Here is a 24565-nt window from a genome sequence, read left to right on the forward strand (position 1 = left end):
ATGCGAATGCCATTCACATTCGCGTAACCCGCTGTTTCCTCAGGACGTCACGCCTCTCCCATGTACGCCGTCTGGATCAGGCGCGCCCCCTGCCGGCGGTCGACGTAGTAGCCACGCCCGGTGGGCAGCGGCGTCGGCCGGATGTTGCCGAAGAGCGGACCCTCCTCGCGGTTGCCCGACATGATCAGCGCGGGGCTGGCCATCTCCTTCATGCGCTGCACGGCCTGGTCGAACATGGCCCTGCTGGCGCCGCCGGCCTGCCGGGCCAGCACCAGGTGCAGACCGATGTCGCGGGCCTGCGGCAGCAGGTCGGCGAGCGGCGCGAGCGGGTTGCTGGAGGTGGCCACGAGGTCGTAGTCGTCCACCACGATGTACAGGTCCGAGCCCTGCCACCAGCTCCGCGAACGCAGTTGCTCGGGCGTCAGGTCCGCCGGCGGCAGCCGCTTGAGCAGCGCCGAGCGGGCGTCCTGGATCAGCTCGGCGGCGGCCGTGCTGGAGGCGGCGTAGCCGATGCGGTGGTCGGTCACCGCCGTGTCCAGCAGCGAGCGCCGGTAGTCGATCACGATCATCATCGCCTCGCTCGGCGTCTTCCGCGCGACCAGGCCCTCCATGACGAGCCGCAGCACGTTCGACTTGCCGCACTCGTTGTCGCCGAACACGACGAAGTGCGGGTCGTTGTCGAAGTCGAGCGAGACCGGCGCGAGGCTGTCCTCGTCGATGCCGATCGCGATCCGGCCCGGCCCCGTCTGCTCGGGCCCCGGCAGGTCGGCGACGGGCAGCAGCGAGGGCAGCAGCCGCACCGGCGGCGCCCCGGGGCCCTGCCACGACTGCCGTACGACGTCCACGAGCGCGCGCATGGCGTCGGAGGCGTCCTCGGAGCCGCGCTGGCCGTCGATGCGCGGCAGGGCGGCGAGGAAGTGCATGCCTTCCTTGGTCAGGCCGCGCCCCGGCACGCCGTCCGGCACCGCGAGCGACGCCTTCCTGCTGATCTCCGACTCGTACGCGTCACCGAGCTTGAACTCGATCCTGGTGCCGAACAGGTCCCTGATGCTCGGCCGGAACTCCGACCACTTGTTGGTGGCCGCCACCACGTGGATGCCGTACCCGAGGCCGCGGGCGGCCAGGTCGGTGATGACGGCCTCCAGGTTCTCGAACTCCTGCCGGATGGTCAGCCAGCCGTCCACGACGAGGAACACGTCGCCGAAGCCGTCGCTGTCGGCGCTGCCGTCGGCGACCATCCGCCGGTAGGTGGCGATGGAGTCGATGCCGCGGTCGGCGAAGGCGCGCTCGCGCTGGCGCATGATGGTCACGATCTCGGCCACGGTGCGGCGCACCCGCTCGGCGTCGAGGCGGGTGGCGACGCCGCCCACGTGCGGCAGCCCGGCCAGCGCGCCCAGGCCGCCGCCGCCGAAGTCGAGGCAGTAGAACTGGACCTCGCGCGGCGTGTGGGTGAGCGCCATGCCGGTGATGAGCGTACGCAGCACGTTGCTCTTGCCGCTCTGCGGTCCGCCGGCCACGCCGACGTGCCCGGCCGCGCCGGACAGATCCAGCCAGTACGGATCCCGCCGCTGCTCGAACGGCTTGTCGATGATCCCGACGACGGCGTGCAGCTTGCCCCGGCCCTGCCAGCCGGGCGTGGACAGGCCGAGCTCCGGCGTGACCGACAGCGGCGGCAGCAGGTGCGCCAGCGTGGGCGGCTCGCCGAGCGGCGGCAGCCAGATGCGGTGGGCCGCCGGTCCGTGCCCGGCCAGGCGCTGCACCACGATGTCGAGCAGGCTGGCCTGCGGGCCGCGCTCGTCCACCTCGGTGGACGGGGCCTCCTCGACCGGCTGCGGCACGACGGGGAGCGGCACGTAGCCGGAGCCGTACTCGACGACCTGGCGCAGGATCGTGTTGCCGTCGCTGGAGCCGGGCCGGCGGCTGTCCGACTGGTAGGAGCCGGAGACGTAGGCGGCCTTGAACCTGGTCATGCCCGTGGTGTCGAACTTGAGGTAGCCGTTGCCCGGCGCGGAGGGCAGCTCGTAGGCGTCGGCGACGCCGAGCACGACCCGGCTCTCCATCGCCGAGAAGGTCCGCAGGCCGATCCGGTAGGAGAGGTGCGTGTCCAGGCCGCGCAGCCGCCCCTCCTCCAGGCGCTGCGAGGCCAGCAGCAGGTGCACGCCCAGCGAGCGGCCGAGCCGGCCGATCATCACGAACAGCTCGATGAACTCCGGCTTGGCCGACAGCAGCTCGCTGAACTCGTCCAGCACCACGAAGAGGGTGGGCAGCGGCGCGAGCTCGGCTCCCTGTTCGCGGGCGCGCTCGTAGTCGCGGAGCGAGGCGTAGTTGCCGGCCGCGCGCAGCAGCTCCTGGCGGCGCACCATCTCGCCGTGCAGGGCGTCGTACATGCGGTCCACCAGCGGGAGCTCGTCCTCCAGGTTGGTGATGACCGCCGAGACGTGGGAGAGCGACTCCAGCCCGAGGAAGGTCGCGCCGCCCTTGAAGTCCACCAGGACGAAGTTGAGTATCTCCGAGGAGTGCGTGACCGCGAGGCCCAGCACGAGCGTGCGCAGCAGCTCCGACTTGCCGGAGCCGGTGGCTCCGATCACCAGCCCGTGCGGGCCCATGCCGCCCTGCGCGGACTCCTTGATGTCCAGCTCCACGACCCGGCCGTCGGCGCCGAGCCCGATGGGGACGCGCAGCCGGTTGCGGCCCGCGCGGGGACGCCAGACGATCGCCGGGTCCACGAGGGACGGGTCGCCGACGCCCAGCAGGTCGGTCAGCGTGGTGTTGGCCGCCAGCACGTCCTCGACCTCGCCGCCGCCGCCGGAGCCGATCGAGGTGCGGAGCGGCGCGAGCTGCCTGGCCAGGCCCTCGGCCCGCAGGAAGTCGAGCCGGTCGGGGTCGCCGAGCCGGGTGCGGTGCTCCTTGCCCGCGTGGTCGATCTTGACCATGTGGAAGCCGTCGGCGTGCACGTCCAGCCGCAGCGTGCTGCTCTCCTCCACCTCGCCGGTCGAGCCGGACAGGTCGATCACGGTCACGCCCTGGATGGCGTCGCTGCCGAGCTGGGAGTCCTGCGGCACGTGCCCGTTGTCCACGATGAGCACGTGGTACGGCAGCGAGTCGGCCGCCGCGCCGGGCCGGAACCGGGCGCGTTCCCTGAGCTCGTCGCCGACCAGCCGGTCCAGCTCGCTCATGTTCTCCGTCATCAGCCGCACCTGGCCGGCGGCGTCCATCTCCTCCGGGTGCAGCGCGTGGGGCAGCCACTTGACCCACTCCCAGTACGGCATCCACTCGGCGCCCGCGCACACCATGATCCGCATGTCGTCCGGCGAGTGGAACACGGTGAGCTGGGAGATCATGGCCCGCACCAGGTCGCGTACGGTCTCGGGGTCGCCGGTCATCCTGATCCTGGCGAACGAGCCCAGCGCCACCGCGACCGGCAGCCCGGCGACCGTGGAGTGCGCCCTGATGAAGCGGCGCAGCGCGCCGGCCGCCAGCGCGTCCAGGTCCTCGACGGGCTTGGAGTCCGGGGGGATGAGCTGGATGGCGAGCTTCTGGACGCCGGTGCCGAGGCGTACGGTGGCGAAGTCGTCGTCCCGCGGTCGCCGCTCCCACAGGCGCGGGCTCATGGCGATCCACCACAGCGCGTCCGGCTCGGGGCCGCTCCACTCCAGGGCCTCGCGCTGCTGCTTGGCCGCGCGCCTGGTCCGCTTGCGCACCTGGCTCAGATAGCGGAAGTAGTCGCGGCGGGCGCCGTTCAGCCGGTATTTGCGCTCGCCCGCCTGGCGGCCGATCTGGCCGATGCTCATGCCGACCATGGACAGCGCGAACAGGCCGCTGGCGACGTACATGATCGGGTTGGCGTTGCCGTAGGCCGTGAACATGAGGGCCATCGCCGCCGCGCCCGCCACCATGGGGAGGTAGGTGAGGACGGCGGTGAAACCCTGCGGCTGGACCTCGGGAATCTCCGGCGGAGACTCGAGCAGGACTTCGCCGCGCGGGGGTTTGGGGCCGGGGCGGCGTTCAGGGCGACGTACGACGACGATGCTCATCGAGACGTTCTTATCAGAAGAGACCCGATATGTTCTCTGTTGTCCGTGACCATTGGTGGGGACGGAGTTGAGAGTGGGACAGATCGTTCAGGGGCCTCCGCCCGGTCCACCGCCCCCGGTTCAGGGGCCGCCACCCGGCTACGGCGGCGGGCCGCCCGCATTCCCGCCAGGCCCGCCAGGGCCGCCCGGTCCGCCGGGACCTCCGGGGCCTTTCGGGCCACCGGGACCCTTCGGGCCTCCGGGGCCGCCCCAGGGGCCCTTCCAGCAGGGCGCGCTGGCCCAGGTGCCGGTGCCGCTGCCCGCGCAGTGCCACATCACGATCGTCGGGCCGCGCCGCAAGGCCGACCTGGCGCTGCCCGCCGACATCCCGCTGCCGAACGTGCTGCCCGGCCTGCTGCGCGCGCTGGGCGAGGTGGGCGGCGAGGCCGCGGCCGCGCCCGGCTGGACCCTGCAGCGGCTCGGCGGCCAGCCGCTCGACCTTGGCCAGAGCCTCGGCTCGCTCGGCGTGCTCGACGGCGAGATCCTCTATCTGCGTCCGCGTGAGGCGATCCTGCCGCCCGCCCTGTACGACGACGTCGCCGACGTGGTCGCGAGCGGCGTGCGCGAGGGCCGCGGCGCGTGGAGCGCCAGGCACACCAGGGCCGTGGGCGCGAGCGGCGCCGCCGCCCTGCTCGCGCTGGGCTCGGCTGGCCTGACGGTGTCCGGCATGCCGGCGCTGACCGTCACGATCGTCGCGGGGCTGCTGGCGCTGCTGCTGGTCGTGACCGGCACGCTGCTGTCCCGCGCGGTCGGCGACTCGCTGGCCGGCGCGCTGGTCGGGCACGCGGCGCTGCCGTACGGGTTCGTCGCGGGCCTGTTCGCGCCCGGCACCGCCGCCGGCTTCGGCGCGCCCCACTTCCTCGCCGCGCTGGCCACCACCGCGCTGGTGGCCGGGATCGCCGGCGCGCTCATCTCCGACGGCGTGCCCGGATTCCTCGGCACGGCCGGCGCGGCCACCGTGGGCGGCGTCTGCGCGGCCGTGATCATGGTGTGGTCGCCGCCGCCCGCGGGCGTGGCCGCCCTGGCCATCGCCCTGCTGCTGGCGCTCAGCCCGCTGGTGCCGACGCTGTCGTTCCGGCTGGCCAAGGTGCCGCTGCCGGCGATGCCGACCACCGCCGAGGAGCTGCGCAACGACAACCAGCGCCTGGACGCGGGCGCGATCCAGGAGCGGACCAGGGTCGCGCAGGGCTACGCCACCGGCATGATCGCGATGATCGGCATCTGCGCGCTGGTGACGCTGGTGCTGCTGGTGCTGGCCGACGGCTGGGTGGCCGACGTCATGACGGTCTCGCTGTCGCTCACGCTGATCATGCGGGCCCGGGTGTTCCGCGGCCGCGGCCAGCGCCTGTGGCTGATCGGGGTCGGGCTGACGGGGTTCGCCGTGCTGGCGGTCTCGCTGTTCGGCCAGGGCGGGATCGTGGGCTCGCTGGCCGTGGCCATCGGGATCCTGTGGCTGGCGCTGATGACCGTCGGCATCGGGATGTGGCTGGCGACGGGCAAGCCGTCGCCGTTCTGGGGCCGCGCGGCCGACATCCTGGACGTCGCGCTGATCGTCCAGCTCTTCCCGCTCGCGCTGGGCGTCCTTGAGGTCTACACGTGGGTACGCGGGCTGTCCGGCTGAGGAGGCAGGTATGCAGGAGTTCGGGGACTTCGCCAAGATCGACGTCGACAAGCTGATGAAGGGCATCGACGACCAGCTCGGCCGCCTGGAGAAGTTTCAGGAGAGCGTGGGCGAGTGCGTGGGCCGCGCCGAGGACGAGAACGGCTTCGTCAAGGTTGAGCACGGCCAGAACGGCGTCCAGCTGCTGGAGCTGCACCCGAAGGCCATGCGGCTGTCCTCGGGCGAGCTGGCCGAGCTGATCAAGACCACGCTGGCCGAGGCCACCGCCGACTACCAGCGCGCGTTCGCCGCCATGATGACCGACATCCTCGGCCAGGACGTCGACCTGGCGAAGAGCCCGGAGGCCATGCTGGACGACGTCAAGCAGGCGGAGGAGATCTACGACCGGGCCTTCACCGACGTGATGGGCGAGCTCGACCGCATCCGGCGGCGGCTGGAACTTTGACGCCCGTCACCGACAGAGATCTTTTCCCGGAAGTCAGGGCATATTACGGCATCTACCAGCGGATTCACCAGAAGGCCGCCTTCGTGCGATCAATCCGTTATTCGATATTTCTGGGATTTGAGGGGCGGATGGTGACTAACATGCCACTTGATGTTGTCTGCGGTGGTAGGCCGTCCTCACGGGGGAGACCGCTCGCCGCGACTGACGAAGCAGGACGACCTTTGGAGGTCCAGTGTCACTGTACGGGGCCAGCCCGACTCAGCTGACGACGGCGGCGGGCTATTGCCAGGACACCGCGCAGTACATCGAGGGCATGCGCCAGAGAGTGGTGGAGATCAAGGCCGGTCTCCAGTGGCAGGGCGGCGCCTACAAGAAGTTCAGCGAGGCCATGGACCAGTGGGACGTCGAGTTCAAGGGCGTCATCAAGATCCTTGAAGGCATCTACGACAAGCTGAACATCGGCGCCGGCGTCTACCGCAACGCCGCCGACCAGAACATGGACATCGTCGGCGGCTTCGCCTCCGCCGGTTCCGGCGGCCGCATCGACTCTCTCATCAACGCCAACAACGGGAGCTGACCCTGATGTCCGTCCAGCCTGACGACTACACCTACGTCAACTTCGGCTCCCTCGGGTCGGCCTACGAAGAGCTCAAGAAGGTCGTCACGGAGCTCGACCGGGTCACCGACGACCTCTACGCCGACATCAAGAACACCCTCGGCTCGAACTGGGAGGGCGAGGCCCAGAACTACTTCGACACGAAGCGCGCGGAGTGGAACGCGCACGAGAAGGCGATGGGCGAGCAGCTGTTCAAGGCCGCCAACGCCGTCGACGTCGCCAAGGGCAACTACCAGGCCGCTGAGCAGCGCAACATCAGCATCTGGACGGACTAGCCCGGCTCGTTCTTCTCCTCGGCCATCGCCCGGCCTGCCGCGCGGTGGCCGAGAGCTCTGTCGTTTGAGGGTGAGGCATGACGCAGAAAGACGCGATGGAGGGCGGTCCCGACCCTCTGGCCGTCGACAAGAGTCTCTTCGACGGCGATGGGGAGGCGCGGGAGAACTCCCCGCAGGCGATCCGGGCGGTCGCGCAGGAGCTGCGGACCGCTTACGAGGCCATGCTGGGCAACGGCGGGCGGCCGAACGGCAACATCAACCAGATGTCCACCGGCAACGAGCTCGGCGCGGCGCAGATCGGGCAGTGGAACGACGCCCTCGCCCTCGCGGCGACCGTGGGGTCCAACAACGCGGGCGCGAAGTTCGCCGAGGTCTACCAGAAGTTCATCGACGCGTACCAGAGCGTGGTCGAGGCCGTCGAGCTCAGCGCCGAGAACCTGGACCGCGCCCGCAGGGGGAACGAGGGTGACGCCTGATGAGTAAGCGGGAGGTCGTCGTCATCCTCTCCTTCGAGAGGATGCCGCAGGGCGAGAAGCCCAGCCAGACCGGCGACCAGATCAAACAGCTGCTCGGCAACACCGACCCGGGCACGATCACGGGCGCGGGCCAGACGTACATGAACGCCTCCACCAAGGTCGACGCGGCGGTCAGCTCCCTGGAGGAGCACGCCGCCAAGATCGCTGCCGTCTGGAAGGGGCCGGACGCCGCCAAGGCCCGCCACGCGCTGGAGATGCTGCACGCCTCGGGCCGCGAGCTGTCGACCAAGCTCAGCCTCATGGGCGGGGCCCTGCAGAACTACGCCGAACGCCTCACGGAGACCAAGAGCAAGGTCAACGAGCCGGTGCTCACGGACCGGGTCACCAAGACCGCCCTGGAGGTGGAACGGGCGGAGACGTTGCAGGCCCAGAAGGCGTTGCACGAGCTCAACCAGGAGATCGTCAACCTCTACAACATCCAGGTGCCGCACGACGTCTCGTACGAGCTGCCGACTGTGACGCTCCAGTCGCCGATCAATCCGCAGACCGTGAACTATCCGACCGGATCGGGGTCGAACGGCCCCACCCTCGGGTCCGGCAACGGCGGCTCCAACGGCTCGGGCTCCTTCGGCTCCGGCTCCACGAGCACCAACCCCGGCGGCACCAACCCCGGCGGCACCGACCCGAACGGCTCCAACCCCAACGGCTCGAACCCCAACGGCTCCAACCCGAACGGGTCCAACCCGAACGGCTCGAACCCCAACGGTTCGGACCCGAACGGCTCTGATCCCAACGGCTCGAACCCGAACGGATCGGACCCCAACGGCTCGAACCCGGGCCAGAGCCAGAACCCCGGCACGAACCCCGGGACCAACCCCGGCACGAACCCCGGCGACGGCACCGTCCCCCCGGTCATCGGCAACGAGGACCGCACGAGCACCGACGGCAGCTCGGTGACGGACCCGCGCCGCACCGACATGGCCAGCTTCCAGCCGCAGGCCACCCCCACGCTGAACCCGACCACCCTCACCCCGTCGTTCACCGGCACCACGCCCGGGGCCGTCACCACGATCACCCCGCCGCCGAGCATCGGCTACACGCCGGGAGGCATCACGCCGGGCGGCGTCCCCTCCGTGATCGGCTCGCCGGGCCTCATCGCCGGGCAGTCGCCCATGGCGGCGGCCGGTCTGCGCGGCGCGGGCGGGGCGGCGGGCGGGATGCCGCTCATGCCGCTCACGGGAGGCGGCGCCGGCGGAGGCGAGGGCAACGACCTGGAGCGGAGCACGTTCCTGTCCGAGGACCCGAACTGCTGGACGACGGCGCATGACACCACGGATCCCGTGATCGGATGAGCAACCCCTACATCCCGGGCATGCCGAGCCTCACCCCCGACGGCAAGCCGTCGTCGCAGATCTCCTTCACGAAGGACGAGCTGGCCAGGGCCGGCGGGAAGATCACCGACCAGGCCAAGCTGATCGGCCAGGTGGACGGGCGGTCCGCCAACCTGCCCGTGCCCTGGCCGCACTTCGGGGTGCTCGGCTGGGGCGTGCAGAACGTGCACGAGAAGGCCATCCAGAGCCAGCGCGAGGCGCTGGCGAGGGCCAAGGAGGCGCTGGAGAGCTGGGATCCCGCCCTGCGCGCGGCCGACAAGAACTACACCAAGGCGGACGACGCCAGCGGCGATCCCAACAACCTGCCGAAGACAACCCTCCCGGGCGGGGGCCTGCCGAACGGCGGTCTCCCGAACACCAAGCTGCCCAGCACCAACCTGCCCAACGCGGACCTGCCGAAGACGAACCTCCCGAACACCGATCTGCCGAACACGAATCTCCCCAACACGAACCTGCCGAACACGGACCTCCCCAACACCGACGTCCCTGACGGCAACCTCCCGAACACGAACGTCCCCGGCACGGACCTGCCGAACGCCAACCTGCCCGGCACCAACACGCCCGGCGCGAACCTCCCCGGCACGGACCTGCCGAAGACGAACCTGCCAGGTATGGACCCGGCCGACACCCGTGTCCCCGACCTCGACGCCGCGCTGAACCCGAACAAGACCGACCTGTCGTCGTTCAAGCCCACGGCCACGCCCACGCCGCAGGTGCCCGGGTTCGACCCCAGCGTCAACGGGCCCGGCACCCGGACGGGCGTCCCCAATACCCTCGGAGTGCCCGTCACCAGCACGGTTCCCGGCACCGGCGTCGGCGGGGGCCTCGGCGCCGTACCCGGCAACGCGGCCGCCGCCGGGCTGCGCGGCGCCACGGCAGGCGCGTCCGGCATGCCCATGATGCCGATGATGCCGATGAGCGGCGCGGGGAACGCGAACCAGGAACGCGACCGCGACAAGATTGTCGGCCTCGGCGAGGACGAGGGTGTCTGGGGCGGTGACGAGGACATCGCGCCACCGGTGCTCGGCCAGGAGGACGATCTGTTGTGAGCATCTACAAAGAGATGTCGATGTTCGCCGCGAGCACCGCCCTGGGCTCGGCCTTCTTCATCGGCCAGCCCTGGGCCTTCTACGTCGCCAGCGCCATCGGCACCCTGGTCTCGGACCCGGAGGGCATGGAGACCGCGGCCAAGAACTGGCGCACGTCCGACCACAACGGCGAGGTCGAGGAACTGGACAAGCTGGACACCGAGCTCGCCGGCCTGAAGACCCAGCTCCAGAACGACGGCACGTGGGAGGGCGAGGCGTTCAAGTCCTTCGAGGCCGTGCACACGAGCTACAAGGACTCGCTCAAACAGCTCAAGGAGGTCCGCAACGCCACGGGCGACGGCGTCGACTCGACGGCGGGCTTCTACAAGGTGTGCACCTACCTCTGCAACGCCATCGCGCTCTCCATGGCCGGGCTCGCCGTCTACAAGGTGGCCTCGAAGGCCAGCCCGCTCACGGCCGCCTTCTCCGAGGGCGTGGCCGCCGCGTTCGGCAAGATCACGCTGACCGCGATCAAGAAGGTCCTCGGCAAGCAGATCCTGGTGGCGGGCGGTCTCACCTACGCCCTGTATACCGCCATCCAGGCGAGCGAGATGGCCGGCAAGGTCTTCCCCAGCCTCAAGGCCATCCCGACCGAGATGGCCACCATGCAGAACGGCGGAGGGCCGCCGTTCAGCCAGGGCGGGCTGGAGTACAACGAGGACGCCGGCTCGCTGATGCCGAAGATGGACAAGTCCATGAAGGCGTAGGGCGGTGGCCTCCCTCCTGGCGTCGCCGGTCAGGAGGGCCGCACCTCCGGGCAGCGCACCCCGCCGGCCGGGACCGACCGCGCGATCAGATAGCGGTCGATCGCGCCGGCGGTGCACGCGCTCCGGCCGTACACGGTGTGCCCCGAGCCCTCGTACGTGAGCACGCGGGCCGCGGCGCCGATCTGCCTGGCCGTGCTGAGCGTCCACTGGTAGCCGGTGGCGGGGTCGTGCAGCGAGGAGGCCAGCAGGATCGGCGCGGCGGTGTCCACGCGCAGCCGGTGCTGCGGGTTGGGCACGGGCGTGGGCTGTCCCAGGCATCCGGCGATCCGGCCCAGTGCGGGCGGGCTGTACCTCATGTCCCCGGCCTGCCCGGCCTGCCGGCGCAGGAGCGAGGCGTACTCGGCGTGGTCGGCGACCGGCAGGTGGAAGTCCTGGCAGAACACGGGCGTGCTGACCGGCACCTCCTCCTCGTCCCTCGCGGCGCTCGCCGCCGGCTGCGGGCCGCCGCCGTCGATGGCCGCCAGCAGCTCGGCGAGCTCCGCCCAGTTGGGGTTGTAGAGGCCGGCGAAAGCCGTGTTCACCAGTTCGTACGCGCCCAGAGGCGCGTCCGGCACGCCCGGCTCGTGCAGCTCACCGCGGTCGGCCCGCTCCAGCAGCCCCTTCCAGAACCCCCGGACGTCCTTCCCGTTCAGCGCGCACGACGGCGTCGCCTCGCACCAGGCCACGAACTGGTCGAACGCCCCCGCCGTCTGCGCGGCCGCGGTGCTCAGGTAGGCCGCGGTGTCCACGCTGTGGTCGAAGTTCGAGTCGAGCGCGAGCGCCCTGACCCTGCCGGGGAAGCGCTCGGCGTACGCCTGGCCGATGAGCGTGCCGTGCGAGACGCCGTAGTAGGTGAGCTTGTCGTCGCCCAGCGCGGCCCGCAGCGCCTCCACGTCGCGCGCCACGTCGAGCGAGCTCACGCGGTCGTACAGCGGCCCGGTGCGGGCCCGGCAGTCCTCCCGCAGCCGCCGGTTGTACGACACCCAGGCGTCCATGTCCGCCTGGCTGCCGATGAGCGGGTGCGGACGTTCGCGCACCAGCGCCGCCGAGCACTTCACCGGGTGGCTGCGGCCCACCCCGCGCGGGTCGAACCCGACGAGGTCGAAGCGGCCGCGCAGCTTGGAACTGAAGTAGCCGCTGCCGTGCACCACGAAGTCGACGCCGGAGGCGCCCGGCCCGCCGGGGTTGACGACCAGCGAGCCGATCCGGGAGGCCGGTCCCGTGGCCTTGCGGCGGGCCACCGCCAGGTCGATGGCGGCGCCGCCGGGGTTGTCCCAGTCGATGGGCACCTTCAGCGTGCCGCACTCGGCGGTCGTGTCCTCGGGGCACGGCGCCCAGGCGATGGTCCGCGGCGCGGCGGCAGCGGCGGCGGCTCCTGGGGGCAGGCTGATGACCAGGGACGAGACGGCCGCGAGCACGAGGTGGTTCTTCATGTGATCCTTCGGTCGGCGAAGCACGGGCGGGCAACGCCACAGGATCATGCGGCCACCCGCGTAACCTCGCCATAACCACGGCCCCTGACCGTCCCGTCCGGTCAGGGACCGCCCGCCGTCACTGGGCGGGCGTCTGCGGCTGGATGCCCTGCACCTCCTGCACCGGCGTCCTGGCCGCCGCCGGGTCCAGCGCGGGCCCGTCGGGGATCAGCCGCAGCAGGTGGGCGGGCACCGGCGCGACGTCCGCGGCGTCGTACCCCAGCTTGGTCACCAGGTCCGCCGACACCAGCGGATACCTGCGGCCCTGCTCGGTGATCAGGGAGTACTGCTGGACCGCCGCGAGCTGCCCGTCGCCCGGCAGGGTCCCGGCCAGCACCGCGCTGCCCGCCGGGAGCAGCACCTGGTCCACCTTCTCCGCGCCGGCGCTCGCGCCCGGCGTCGGGATGCGCATGGCGCCGCCCGTGGTCAGCACGGCCCGCGCCGAGCCCTTCTGGGTGTCGCGGTAGACCGCGCAGAGCGGGGCGGAGACGCCCGGCGAGCGGAAGCGCGGCATCGTGTCCGGCAGCCCGCCGTTGACCATCTGGTGCGCCGACGCCTTGGCCGCGTTGGCGCTCGCCGCGTCGATCGCCGTCTCGCGCACCGGCTGCCGGCCGTACGCGGTCTTGCTGGCCGGGTCCAGGAGCAGCATCATCGCCTGCGTGTGCTTGATCGGCGCCAGCCCGTCGGCGAGGAGCACGTACCAGCGCTCGCTCGCGCCCGCCACCGACGCCACCTTGTAGACCTGCCCGACCCTGGACGCCCTGCCGCCCGGCCCGGCCACCTTCTTGCCCCGCTGCGGGATCGCCGGGGCGGCGAAGTCGACGCCGGCCGGGATCGCGTTGATCCACGACGCCGGGACGCGGCGGGGCGTCTGGTCGGTGAGGCGGTCCACGTTCGTCACGCGCATGCGCTGGTTGGCCCAGAGCACCCAGCTCTGCTGCCCGTCGTTGACGACCATCGCCTCGCCGCCGACGGGCGTGCCGCCGACGTCCATGCCGCCCACGAGCGTCACGAACGGCTTGCGCACCCCCGAGGCGTCCGAGCCCTCGACCACGCACGCCGACCAGGGGGCCTTGACCAGCCGCTCACGCTTCGGCAGCGAGTCCGGCGCGCCCTGGATGCCCACCTTCTGCCCGCGCGCGAACCCGGCCAGCGAGTCGGTGGAGACCGTCCGCACCTTGACGTCGTCGGTGTCGAGCAGGAGCCGCGCCGAGACGTAGTTGGCGACCGGCTGGAGCTTGCCCGACTGCTGGTTGTAGACGTAGGAGGCGCCGGTCTCCTCCTCGATCAGGAGCTGCCCCGGCTCGGTGAGCTTGGTGGCGTTGCCCGGCTTGAGCAGCCCCCAGATCCCGAACGCGGCCACGACCAGCACCGAGATCAGGATGCCCGCGAACGTGGCGACGTTCTGCCGGCGCATGGGCGACTCGGGGACGTCCGGCTCCCCCTGCAGCAACGCGAGACCCAGGCGCTGCGTCATAAGGCGATGCGCCTGATAAAGATCTTTCTGCGTCTGCATAGCGCATCATGTTACGCATGTTGACACTGAGTCTTCTGTACGGAAAAGGAACATTCAAGTAAGGTGCTTGATCGAGTGCCGAGGGGGAGGTCTCGTGGGAGAAACACAACCGCCCAAGAACTGGCCCGGCCTGGAAGCCGAGCGTGACGGCGTCACGTACGACGCCAAGAAGATCGCCAGCATCGCCGAGGCGCTGCGCGAAGCCATGAAGCCCATCGGCGGAGGCACCTACGGCGAATACCCGGGTTCCATCCAGGATCTCAGCTTCAACGGCTCGCTCAAGGCCGAGAGCGACCATCTGCGCAGCATCAGCCGATGGCAGGCCGGCGAGTCCCTCGCCACCACGCTGGAGCAGGCCCACCGGGAGTTCCTGAACGTCTACGAGGAAGTCCTGAAGAACATGTCCGTCGCCATCTCCCTGGTGGACGCGGGCGCGGGCAACTACAAGATCACGAACGCGGCCAACGAGGGCGGGGGCTGAGCCCATGGGCGGCGAGAAGAAGAAGACCCACTGGCTGAAGTCCAGCTGCGGCGACTGGTCCGTGGAGACGGGCGGTCGCAGCGTCGAGGAGGTCGTGACCTTCATCAAGGGCTTCGACGCCAAGCACATCGCCCAGGCCGCGACCGCGTACAAGGACGCGCACAAGGCCGTCGGGGACGTCCAGAAGGCTCTGGAGGAGCAGGCCGGCCAGCTCGCGAAGGTGTGGAACGGCAAGGCCTCCGTCGAGGCGCAGAAGGCCCTCGGCGTCCTGCACGTGACGCTGGGCGAGCTGGCCGCCAAGCTCCAGAAGATGCACGAGCCCGTCGAGGCCCTCTCCACCGTGGTGCGCAAGCACCAGGAGTTCATCGACGACGACGTCAAGGGCGTCCTGGGGACCTGGGTGAACCAGGGCGGGCTGCTCGGGGGCACCTGGGACGACAGCGTCGCCGGCCTCTTCAGCACCTACAGCGGCGTCTACAACGGCGACAAGGCGAACAACGACTTCGGCTCGCAGGACGAGCTGGCCGGCCTCCACCTGCAGACGTTCGCCAACGACCTGGCGCACGTCCACGCGAAGATCCCGGACACCGTGGAGAAGGTCCTCAGGGACATCGACTACCCGACGGGGCCGCAGATCACCCCGCCGCCGGTCACGTACCCGAAGGGCGGCCCGTACCCGAACGGCAACCCCGACCCGTACGGACCGGGCACCTTCCCGACCAACTACGATCCGTCGGGAACGGACCCCAGCAACCGTTTCCCGACGAACCCGAACGCCTTCGACCCGAACGCCGCCAACCCGAACGGCACCAATCCGAACGGCACCTATCCGAACGGCAACCACCCGTCCGGCAACGGCGACCCCAACGGTACGAACGGCAACAACGGCACCGGAACGGGCAACCCCGGCTCGCCGACCTTCCAGAACCCGGACACCTCGTCCCTCGGCTCCACCTCGCCGAACGGCTCGAACCCGGCGTTCAACCCGGCCGCGTACCAGGACCCGTCCGCCAACCGCACCACCAGCCTCCAGGACTTCACCCCCACGAACACCAACGGCTGGACCCCGACCACCGGCACCGCCCACCCCACCACCACGGGCAACACCGCGTACAGCATGCCCTCGACGTCGTACCCGCCGGCCACCACCGCGAGCGGCCCCGGCACGGCCACGGGCGGAGGGTTCACAGGCGCGAACCCGGCCGTCACGACCGCCGCCACCCGCGCCACCACCGCCGGCACCGGCATGCCCTTCCTCCCGATGGGCGCCGGTGGCGGGGGCGGCGGGGCGCAGAGCTCCGAGAAACAGGAGTCGACAACCTGGCTCCACGAGGACGACGACGTCTGGGGCACCAACCCCGACTCAGTGGTAAACAGCCAAATCGGCTGACCATCTCCTGAGTCAACAACCGAACCGGCTGCCCCTCCTACGGAAGCAGCCGGCTCAACTCGTGTCTCCTGTGGTAACGGCCGGGCCGTCTGTCCCCTCCTGCGCAAGCAGCCGGATCAACTCACTCGCCCCTCCTACGGAAACGACCTGCTCAACCCGCCCCTCCCGCAAAAACCGCCGGACCGGCCGCCGCCCCTCCTACGGAAGCAGCCGGATCGAGTTGCCCGCCCTAGGGAAACGGCCGACTCCACTCGCGCCTCCTGCGGTAACGGCCGGACCGGCTGTCCCCCCGCGCAAGCAGCCGGATTGACCTGTCCCTCCTACGGAAACGACCTGCCCAACCCGCCCCTCCCGCGAAGACCGCCGGACCGGCCGCCGCCCCTCCTGCGGACGAGTCAGCCGACGTCGGGGAGAGCAGCCTGGATGGGCGTGATGGTGCCGGTCGTCACCAGGAAGCCACGACCGGGCGGCCCGCCCACCGTCCCGCGCGGCAACCGGATGTTGAACAGGTCCCCGTCCGTCTGCCCCTGCACCGCGAGCAGCACCCCCGTACGGGACTTGCGGGCCTCGGCGACGAACCCGCGATAGGCGACGGCCAGATCCCCGGTCGTGCCCGCGACGAGCAGCCCGTGATCACCGTCCCGCCCCGACCGCAGCACCTCCTCCAGAGCCATCCCCAAGGGGGAGTCGGCGTTGACGAGCTCGGCATCGTCCACGAGGACGACGTAATCGTGCAGGTCGGCGACAAGCTCAGCCAGGTTGCCCGCATTGCCGTCCAGCACCGCCACCAGCCCGTCCAGCCCGCGCAGCGGGCTGCGGCGGGGCGTGACGGCGATGACCGGCGTCCCCCGCTCGATCAAGGATCGGGCCGCCGTCAGCAGCGCCGACGACCGCCCCGAGCGAGCCGGCCCGGCGATCACCGCGGCCGGACCGTGGGCGAGCAGATCGAGCCCCAGCGGCGCCAGAGCATCGCCCCCGGCCCCCACAAGGGCCCACAGCGGCGACGGCGGCCTGAACGACGGATCCAGGTCGAACGTCTCGGCCACGGTGATGCGCATCGGCAGCGCGTCCACCCGCAGCGGCGCCCGCCCCGGCCAACGCCACCCACCCCGCCCTCCGGACGACGAGCCCGCGTGCCCCGCCCCGCTCCCTGCACCTGTGCCGGCGGCGGCGGAGTCGTACGAAAGATGGACGGGAGCGGGGACGGCACGGGCGAGCGCCTGCAACGCCGCCACCTGCGCGGGCCCCGCCGGATCGGGGGAAAGCAGCGCGATGTGATGCTCGACGATGCCGTGATCCCCGAGGGACAGGGCCCGACCCGGCGGCACCGAAGAGGGCAGCCCCTTCAACGGGAACCCGGCGAGCCCGTAGTCGGCGGAGTCGGACAGACGGAGCAGCAGTCGGTCGTCGAACACGGTGGACACCTGACCCAGCAGCCCTGACCGATCACTGGTGATCACGGCCCGCAGCCCCACGGCCGGCCCTTCGCGCAGCAGTTGCAGCAGCGCCTCGATCAATCGTCCGTAGTCGTAGCTCTCGAAGGCGGCGACGAAGCCCTCCCACCGGTCCATCATGAACACCAGCCAGGGGAGCCGATGCCCGGCCTGCCGGTATTCGGCCAGCGAGGCATGGCCCGCCTCGGCCAGGAGCTGCTGACGGCGGCCGATCTCGGCGCGGAGCCGGTTGAGCAGCCGTTCGACCCGATCGAGCTGGTCCCGCGTCACCACCGCGCCGCAATGCGGCATCGCCACCAGCGGCAGCAGCGCCCCGGACCCACAGTCGATCGCGTGAAGATGGACATCGGCGGGAGAGGCGTGGGCGGCGATGGAGCCGGCGATCGTCCGCAACGCCGTGGACCTGCCACTCCGCGCGGCACCCGCGATGAGCAGATGCCCACCGTGCGCCAGATCCAGCGTCAACGGCTTCCTGTCCTGCGCCCACGGACGGTCCGTGATCCCGAACGGCACCGGCTCCACTTCGACGAACACGTCCTCCTCCCCACTACGGGCACCCATGCGGGACGAGCCGTCACGGTCGGCGGCAGGCGGGATGCCGGGGCCGTTGGCTGACGGGACGCCGGGGCCGGTGGCTGGCGGGATGCCGGGGCCGATGGCTGGTGGGATGCAGGGGCTGGGAGTTGCCAGGGCGTCGGGGCTGGTGGCCGACGGGATGGCGGGATCGTTGGTCGGCGGGGCGGCAGGGCCGGTGGTCGGGGGAGTGGCGGGGTCCGCGGCAGGCGGGCCCCCGAAACCGGACGGCGGCGTCGGAGCAGGCCGGGACACGGGCGGCGCTCCGGTCACGGACGCCGGATGCACGTTCGCCTTCCCCGGCCGCCCGGAACTGTCGAACGACGGCTGCCCGGAGCCTTTCACCCTGGCCCGCGCCTGAAGCGGATCACCACGGAAGGGCACCCCCGACGCCTGCAACGGCGGCCCATCGAACACGCCCGACGCGGATGCCCCGCCACCACCCCGCGCAGGCTCCCCAGCACCGTCACGCCCAGGCGCTCCGACACTGTCGTGTGCGGATGCTCCAGCGACGTCGCGCCCAGGCGCCCCGACACTGTCATGTGCGGATGCTCCAGCACTGTCATGCCCGAGCGCTCCGACACTGTCGTGCGCGGATGCTCCAGCGACATCGCGCCCAGGCGCTCCAACGCTGTCATGTGCGGATGCTCCGTCGCCGTCGCGGGCATACGCCCCAGCGTTGCCAAGCATGGGGGCTCCGGCGGCGTTGCGCGCAGATGCCCCGGAGCTGTCGCCTGTAGGCGCTCCAACGGCGTTCTCCGCCGGCGACCCGGAGGCGTCGTACGAAGGCGCGCCGCCGATGGCGGAACCGGGCACGCCGGAAGCGGCGGGCAGGGGGAGGACGAACAGGGTGGGGAGGGGGTCGAGCCAGGGGCTGGGCTGGGGTGGGACGCCGGTCAGCCGGGCCGCCTCGATCAGGGCGTCGGCCACCAGTGTCAGGTCCGTGACCGTCGACTCCTCCTCCGACCGCGGCGCCCGGGGAAGGGCCCGGCCCAGGGCGCGCCAGCCCACGTCGATCACCCGGACGTCGGCGGCCCGCGCCCCGTCCCCGGCGGGCAGGGGGCTGCGTCCGCCGACCCGGGCCGTCTGTACGGCGACCGCCGCCCCCACCCCCGAGCGCACGTAGCACCGGCCGGGGGTGTTCTTGGAGATCTGGGCGGCGTCGGGCAGGTCGATGACGTCGGACGACTCGGCGGGCTCGGTGACCCGCAGCGCGATGCGCAGCGACGTGTTGGCCTGGATGTCGGCGGTCACCACCCCGGCGGGCCGCTGCGTGGCGAGGATCAGGTGAATGCCCAGCGAGCGACCCCGGCGGGCGATGTCGACCAGCCCGGTGACGAAGTCGGGCAGTTCGGCCACCAGCGCGGCGAACTCGTCGATGATCAGCACCAGCCGCGGCAGGGAGACGGGCCCGGCGTAGTCGTCGAGGTCCTTCGCGCCCGCCTGGAACAGCAGGCGCTCGCGGCGGCGGATCTCCGCGGCCAGCGAGTCGAGCGCCCGCTGCGTCAGGTGGCCGTCGAGGTCGCTGACCATGCCGACCGTGTGCGGCAGGCGTACGCACTCCTTGAACGCCGCCCCGCCCTTGTAGTCGATCAGCACGAACGTGAGCTGGTCGGGCCGGTTGGCGACGGCCAGCGCGCAGATCAGCGTCTGCAGCAGCTCGGACTTGCCCGCGCCGGTGGTGCCGGCGATCAGCCCGTGGGGGCCGTCGAGCCGGAGGTCGACGGAGAACGGCCCGTCGGGGCCGACGCCGATGAGCGCCTGTGTGGAGCCGCGGGCCCGCCACCGCGCGGCCAGCTCGGGCCCGGACGGGCTCTGCAGGTTCATGAGGTCGAGCAGGCGGACCGCGTCGGGCAGGTCGCCCCCTGGGGCGTCGCGGCTGACGTCGCGGATGGGGGAGAGTGCCCGTGCCAGGCGGTCGCACCAGGCGGGCGAGACGGCGTCGCCCAGCACAGGGCCGATGACGTCGAGGCCGCCGCCGCGCAGGTGGACCAGCCCGTCGGGGCCGCACGCGGCCACCGTCTGGCACTCCTCGGGCAGCAGGCGCTGGTCGTCGTCGATGGCGAGGGTGTAGACGCCCGAGCGCGGCCCCTGGCGCAGCACCTGCGGCATGTGGGGCAGGCCGCGCAGCACCTGGGCGCCGTCGAGGATCACCAGGATGTCGTAGGGGCGTACGTCGTAGGAGGAGAAGGCCGGTTTGTCGGCGCCGGTGCCGCCGAGGTCGTCCCAGCCGGTGGGGATCTTGCCCAGCTCGGGGATCTTGGTGTTCTGGCGCTCGTCGATGAGGGCGGCCAGCTCGGCGACGCGGCGGGCGGCCGACTCGGGATCGACGCCGATCAGCGCCAGGCACTCCTCGCCGCCGCGCGGCCCGCAGTGGGGGAGCCAGCGCAGCCAGCCCCAGCGGCGCTCGGCGTCGGGGTGCGCCGAGATGAGCACGATGGCGAGGTCGCGCGGGCTGTGCAGGGTGGCGGCCTGGGCGACGAGCCAGCTCGCCAGGCCGCCGGCGAAGGCGCGCGGGCCGGTGACGCCGGCCACGCCGAGCCGCCGCATCGGCAGCGCCACCGGCACCGAGCGGCACAGCGGCGGGTCGAGCGGCCCGCCCTGCTCCTCCGTCAGCTGCAGGTCGGCGGGCAGGTCGGCGAGGCCGACCCGGAGCCGCAGCGCGTCGGAGTCGTGGATGCGGCGCTCCCACAGCCGCCGGCGCGGCCCGGTGGCCGTGAGCAGCACCTGGGCGGGGTCGGGCGCGTCGGCGCGCCGGGCGGCCTCGTCGGCCACGCGGGCGCGCTCGACGGCGGCGTCGTATTCCTGGAGCCGCTCGCGGTGCTCCTTGAGCGCCTTCTTGTGCTGCTTCTTGCCGTGGCGGCGGTCGCTCCACCACTGGCCGATCATGATGACCGGCGTCATGAGGGCGACGAGCAGGTAGTACCAGACCTGGAGCGCCAGGGCGAGGGTCACGCCCAGCACGGCCGGCAGGAACGCGGCCAGCAGCTGCAGCCGCATCCCCTCGCTCCTCGACGGCTCCTTCGGCCGGACGAACGCGCGCTGGGGCTCGGGCCTGCGCAGCCGAGGCGGCCGGTTGTAGGCCACGCCGCCCTCGCCGAGCGGCGCGAGGTGCGCGTCCTTGGGCTCGACCGCGGTCAGCACGAACACCGACGAGCCGCAGGTGAGCACCGCCTGGTCGAGCCAGGAGACGGGCTCGGTGAGCGGCCGGCCGTCGAGCTCGGGCACCTCGGTGTAACCGGCGGCGTGCTCGGCCGCCTCGCGCTCGGCGACCCGCGCCGTCAGTTCGGCCACCTCGTCGGCCCACCGCCCCTTGAGCTTGATCTTCGGCGCCTCGTCCTGGGCCCGCCAGGTGCGCTCGACGGTGATCGCGTCGGGGGTCACGCGTACGGTGACCGCCTCGGGCGCGAGCGCCGGGTCGGCGACGGCGATCGCGCACGTCGGGTCGGCGCCGATGACGTGCGCCCCGAGCCCCAGGCGGTGGACGGCCCCCGCGCCGGGACCGCCCACCACGCGCACCTCGGCCACCCCGCCGGGCTCCTCGATCACCGTGGCCCTGGCCAGGCGGGGATCGAGCGTGATCTTGTCGCCGTCGCGCAGCACGGACGCGGCACGGGCGCGCGGGTCGAGCGGCCGCCCGTCGCGCCACACGACCGGCTCGTGCCCGACGGGCGGGGCGGACAGGGCGTTGGCCCGGCGGGGCGGCGGCACGCGCACCGCGTCGGCGCCGGACGCCGGCCCGTAGGGGGAGCGGGACCTGGGCAGCCGGACGACCTGCGCCAGGGGCGCGGGGTCGCCGAGCGCCGCGCCGATCGCGGCCACGGTGGCGTCGTCGTCGCCGTCGATCACGACGTCGCGCTCGCCCTGCCCGCCGAGCACGGTGAGCATGATCCGCATCGCTGAGTCCCCTCGCTCGACACCGGACGGCATGCACGCCGGACGGCATGCACGCCGGACGGCATGGCTGCCGGGCGCCAAGGTAACGCCCGCCGTGAGATTAGACCCGCCGGTTGACGTCACCGGCATGAGAACGCGGTTCTGTGGATAAACGCACGCGAGCCGAGTGACTTATGTGACGGAAGTGACTGACATAACGGGGAAAATGCCCTTCCGTCAACTGGATAGAAACATCAGGCATCGATTACCGCGTCTTGACATCTCGCCACCTGCGAAACGAGCATTGGTCCTCGCATTCCGGCCACGCCGCACCGACATGCCCCACATAATGGCGGGGATTCCTTAATTCACTTTGGGAGCCCCCCACCCATGAGGACCAGTGAAAAGCCTGCCGTCAACGCGGCGGCGGGGTTGTCCGGCCCGGCCTCGCGCAAGCTCCCCGTGCCCCCCAGAGAACGCAAGCCGGCCCTGGCCGCGCTCGCCGTCCTGCTCATACTCGGCGGCGCGCTCGCCACGACCCTGCTCGTGCTCAACAGCGGCGGCCGCGTCTCGGCCATCCGCGTCGTCCAGCAGGTCGGCGCCGGTCAGAAGTTCCCGCCCGAGGCGCTCGAAGAGGTCAAGGTCGCCGGCGAGGGCGTCGACTACGTGAGCTGGTCGCAGCGCGAGCTGGTCACGCGCAGCTTCGCGACGGTCACGATCCTCCCGGGCACCCTGCTGACCAACCGCATGGGCGTCCGCGCCAGCACCGAGCTCGGCGAGGGAAAGGCCACCGTCGGATTGGCGCTTAAACCCGGCCAAATGCCGGCGGGCATTCAGCAGGGAGACCGCGTTCAGGTCATTTACGTGCCCAGCCGCACCAGCCAGGGGCAAACCCGCGTGCTCGCCCCCAATGCGCTCGTCTTCTCCGCAGGCGGCGACAAGTCCAGGTCCGGAAATTCCGGCCAGATCACGGTGGTGGTGGATTCAACGGCCGCACCGGAAATAGTGGGTTTCGCCTCCAGCGGCGAGATCGCCGTCGCCGAGCTACCGGGGGCACGCTGACGTGGGACTGATCGTGCTGGCCGCCGACAAGGGCGCGCCGGGCGTCACCACGGCCGCGACGGCACTGGCCGCCGTATGGCCGCGGCCGGTGCTGCTGGCCGAGTGCGACCCGGCCGGCGGCGACCTCGCCTACCGCCTGCCCGCCGCCGACGGCGGGGTGCTCAACCCCGGCAGGGGCCTGCTCACCCTGGGCGCCACCGCCCGGCGCGGCCTGGAGCCCGCCCAGATCCACCAGCACACGCAGAAGATCGTCGGCGGGCTCGACGTGCTGGCCGGGCTCACCCACGCCGAGCAGGCCGCCGGCCTCACCTGGCTGTGGGGCCCGCTCGGCCGGGCGCTCGCCGCGATCCCCGACGCCGACGTCATCGCCGACTGCGGCCGGCTCGGCGCCCATCCCCAGCTCGGCGACCTGCTGGCCGAGGCCGAGCAGGTCGTGCTGCTCACCAGGGCCACCCTCGACCACGTCGCCCACCTGCGCGAACGCCTCCAGATCACCAAGGCCCACGGCGTCGTCGTCATCGCCGACCCGCGCGCCTACCGCGCCTCCATCGACGACGTACGCAGGATCGTCGGCCCGAGCGTCCAGTTCGTCTACGGCCTGGCCCACGACCCCAAGGGCGCCGAGCTGCTGCGCGGCCAGTGGGGCGGCCGGCTCGACCGTTCCCTCCTCATCCGTACGGCCCGCGACCTCGCGGCGAGGCTGGTGAGCCACCGATGATCGATCACCTGCTGGTCAAGCGCTTCCGCCAGGAGGTCGGCGACCGCCTGGCCCACCAGCGCCGGCTCGACCAGGCCAACGGCCTGCCCGCCATGACCGGCGAGGACGAGCGCCAGTTCGCCAGGGCGCTGATCTCGCAGGTCCTGGAGGAGCACGCGCGCAACGAGATCGGCTCCGGCCGCACGCCGCCCACGGTCGAGGAGGAGGAGGCGCTGGCGGCCGGCATCCACGCCGCGCTGTTCGGCGTGGGTCGCCTCCAGCCGCTGCTCGACGACGCCCAGGTCGAGAACATCGACATCAACGGCTGCGACCGCGTCTTCGTCAGCTACGCCGACGGCCAGGAGTCCATGCACGACCCGGTCGCCGAGTCCGACGAGGAGCTCGTCGAGCTGATCCAGATCCTGGCCGCGTACTCGGGGCTGTCGAGCCGGCCGTTCGACACCGCCAACCCGCAGCTCGACCTGCGCCTGCCCGACGGCTCGCGGCTGAGCGCGGTCATGGACGTCACCGTACGGCCCGCGATCTCCATCCGCCGCGCCCGCCTCGGCAAGGTCTTCCTCAGCGACCTCGTCGGCAACGGCACGGTCGGCCCCGACCTCGGCAGGTTCCTCAGCGCGGCCGTCGCCGCCCGCAAGAACATCATGATCGCCGGGTCCACCAACGCCGGCAAGACCACCCTGCTGCGCGCCCTGGCCAACGAGATCCCGCCGGGCGAGCGCCTCATCACCGTCGAACGCGCCCTGGAGCTGGGCCTCGACCAGTTCCCCGAGCTGCATCCCAACGTCGTCGCCTTCGAGCAGCGCCTGCCCAACTCCGAGGGCCAGGGCGAGATCTCGATGGCCGAGCTGGTCCGCCGCTCCCTGCGGATGAACCCCAGCCGCGTCATCGTCGGCGAGGTGCTCGGCGACGAGATCGTCACCATGCTCAACGCGATGACGCAGGGCAACGACGGCTCCCTGTCGACCATCCACGCCAACTCCAGCATGGAGGTCTTCAACCGCATCGCCACGTACGCGCTCCAGGCCGGCGAACGCCTGCCCATCGACGCCACCCACATGCTCATCGCCGGCGCGATCGACTTCGTGGTCTTCGTCGAGAAGCGCAACGACTACCACCGCGGCGGCACCCTGCGCCGCTACGTCTCCAGCGTCCGCGAGGTCAACGGCTGCGACGGCCGCGTCCTGTCGAGCGAGGTGTTCGCGCCGGGACCCGACGGCTCCGCCGTGCCGCACGCGCCCGTCTCGTGCCTGGACGAGCTCATGGCGCACGGCTACACCCCGGGAGGCTGGTGA

At 71.7% G+C, this 24565-nt stretch carries 17 protein-coding genes; 13 read left to right on the plus strand and 4 right to left on the minus strand.

Annotation, left to right across the window (positions count from 1 at the left end; genetic code table 11):
* Positions 1–47: 47 nt before the first annotated feature.
* Positions 48–4034 (minus strand): type VII secretion protein EccCa, encoded by a 3987-nt coding sequence (gene eccCa, locus AC27IY_RS42435; RefSeq protein ID WP_423443368.1) that lies wholly within the window; start codon positions 4032–4034, stop codon positions 48–50.
* Positions 4035–4317: 283 nt separating this feature from the next.
* On the opposite strand from eccCa, the gene eccD reads away from it, so the two are divergent.
* The 8 genes from eccD (at position 4318) to AC27IY_RS42475 (ending at position 10692) form a co-directional block, all read left to right on the plus strand.
* Positions 4318–5694, plus strand: a complete 1377-nt coding sequence (eccD, locus tag AC27IY_RS42440) for a type VII secretion integral membrane protein EccD (RefSeq protein WP_487181490.1) — start codon at positions 4318–4320, stop codon at positions 5692–5694.
* 10 nt (positions 5695–5704) lie between these two features.
* On the plus strand, positions 5705–6139 hold the full coding sequence (locus AC27IY_RS42445) for a YbaB/EbfC family DNA-binding protein (protein WP_423474093.1): 435 nt from the start codon (positions 5705–5707) through the stop codon (positions 6137–6139).
* A gap of 232 nt (positions 6140–6371) precedes the next feature.
* Positions 6372–6716: a WXG100 family type VII secretion target gene (locus AC27IY_RS42450; protein WP_344210426.1), complete on the plus strand. Its 345-nt coding sequence runs from the start codon at positions 6372–6374 to the stop codon at positions 6714–6716.
* Between the two features lie 5 nt (positions 6717–6721).
* Positions 6722–7030, plus strand: coding sequence for a WXG100 family type VII secretion target (locus AC27IY_RS42455; protein ID WP_344210424.1), 309 nt, complete (start codon positions 6722–6724; stop codon positions 7028–7030).
* A gap of 77 nt (positions 7031–7107) precedes the next feature.
* Positions 7108–7506: a hypothetical protein gene (locus AC27IY_RS42460; protein ID WP_344210422.1), complete on the plus strand. Its 399-nt coding sequence runs from the start codon at positions 7108–7110 to the stop codon at positions 7504–7506.
* Complete coding sequence (locus AC27IY_RS42465) at positions 7506–8858, plus strand: WXG100 family type VII secretion target (protein WP_423474094.1); 1353 nt, start codon at positions 7506–7508, stop codon at positions 8856–8858. The genes AC27IY_RS42460 and AC27IY_RS42465 overlap by 1 nt, the downstream gene beginning before the upstream one ends.
* Complete coding sequence (locus AC27IY_RS42470) at positions 8855–9946, plus strand: pentapeptide repeat-containing protein (RefSeq protein WP_423474095.1); 1092 nt, start codon at positions 8855–8857, stop codon at positions 9944–9946. Before AC27IY_RS42465 ends, AC27IY_RS42470 begins: the two co-directional genes overlap by 4 nt.
* Positions 9943–10692, plus strand: coding sequence for a WXG100 family type VII secretion target (locus tag AC27IY_RS42475; protein ID WP_423474097.1), 750 nt, complete (start codon positions 9943–9945; stop codon positions 10690–10692). Before AC27IY_RS42470 ends, AC27IY_RS42475 begins: the two co-directional genes overlap by 4 nt.
* A gap of 29 nt (positions 10693–10721) precedes the next feature.
* Here AC27IY_RS42475 and AC27IY_RS42480 read toward each other — a convergent pair whose 3' ends face one another.
* Positions 10722–12164 carry an alpha/beta hydrolase gene (locus AC27IY_RS42480; RefSeq protein ID WP_487181491.1) on the minus strand — a complete coding sequence of 481 codons (1443 nt, stop codon included), beginning with the start codon at positions 12162–12164 and terminating at the stop codon, positions 10722–10724.
* Between the two features lie 118 nt (positions 12165–12282).
* Complete coding sequence (gene eccB, locus AC27IY_RS42485; RefSeq protein ID WP_449947844.1) at positions 12283–13719, minus strand: type VII secretion protein EccB; 1437 nt, start codon at positions 13717–13719, stop codon at positions 12283–12285.
* Positions 13720–13813: 94 nt separating this feature from the next.
* Here eccB and AC27IY_RS42490 point away from each other — a divergent pair, with 94 nt between their 5' ends.
* Positions 13814–14200 (plus strand): hypothetical protein, encoded by a 387-nt coding sequence (locus AC27IY_RS42490; RefSeq protein WP_364450098.1) that lies wholly within the window; start codon positions 13814–13816, stop codon positions 14198–14200.
* Between the two features lie 4 nt (positions 14201–14204).
* Complete coding sequence (locus AC27IY_RS42495) at positions 14205–15590, plus strand: WXG100 family type VII secretion target (protein ID WP_487181492.1); 1386 nt, start codon at positions 14205–14207, stop codon at positions 15588–15590.
* Positions 15591–15985: 395 nt separating this feature from the next.
* Here the strand turns inward: AC27IY_RS42495 and AC27IY_RS42500 are convergent, their stop codons facing one another.
* Positions 15986–21514: an FtsK/SpoIIIE domain-containing protein gene (locus AC27IY_RS42500; RefSeq protein WP_487181493.1), complete on the minus strand. Its 5529-nt coding sequence runs from the start codon at positions 21512–21514 to the stop codon at positions 15986–15988.
* A gap of 369 nt (positions 21515–21883) precedes the next feature.
* Between AC27IY_RS42500 and AC27IY_RS42505 the strand changes: the two genes are divergently transcribed.
* Genes AC27IY_RS42505 through AC27IY_RS42515 form a run of 3 tightly spaced genes read left to right on the plus strand, consistent with a single transcriptional unit; the run spans position 21884 to position 24565 of the window.
* Entirely contained in the window at positions 21884–22555 is a 672-nt protein-coding gene (locus AC27IY_RS42505; RefSeq protein ID WP_344210402.1) for a hypothetical protein, read from the plus strand.
* A gap of 1 nt (position 22556) precedes the next feature.
* Positions 22557–23273 carry a CpaE/TadZ family protein gene (locus AC27IY_RS42510; protein ID WP_364450088.1) on the plus strand — a complete coding sequence of 239 codons (717 nt, stop codon included), beginning with the start codon at positions 22557–22559 and terminating at the stop codon, positions 23271–23273.
* Positions 23270–24565 (plus strand): TadA family conjugal transfer-associated ATPase, encoded by a 1296-nt coding sequence (locus tag AC27IY_RS42515; RefSeq protein ID WP_371250708.1) that lies wholly within the window; start codon positions 23270–23272, stop codon positions 24563–24565. The genes AC27IY_RS42510 and AC27IY_RS42515 overlap by 4 nt, the downstream gene beginning before the upstream one ends.

This window comes from Nonomuraea sp. B208 (genome assembly GCF_057536035.1).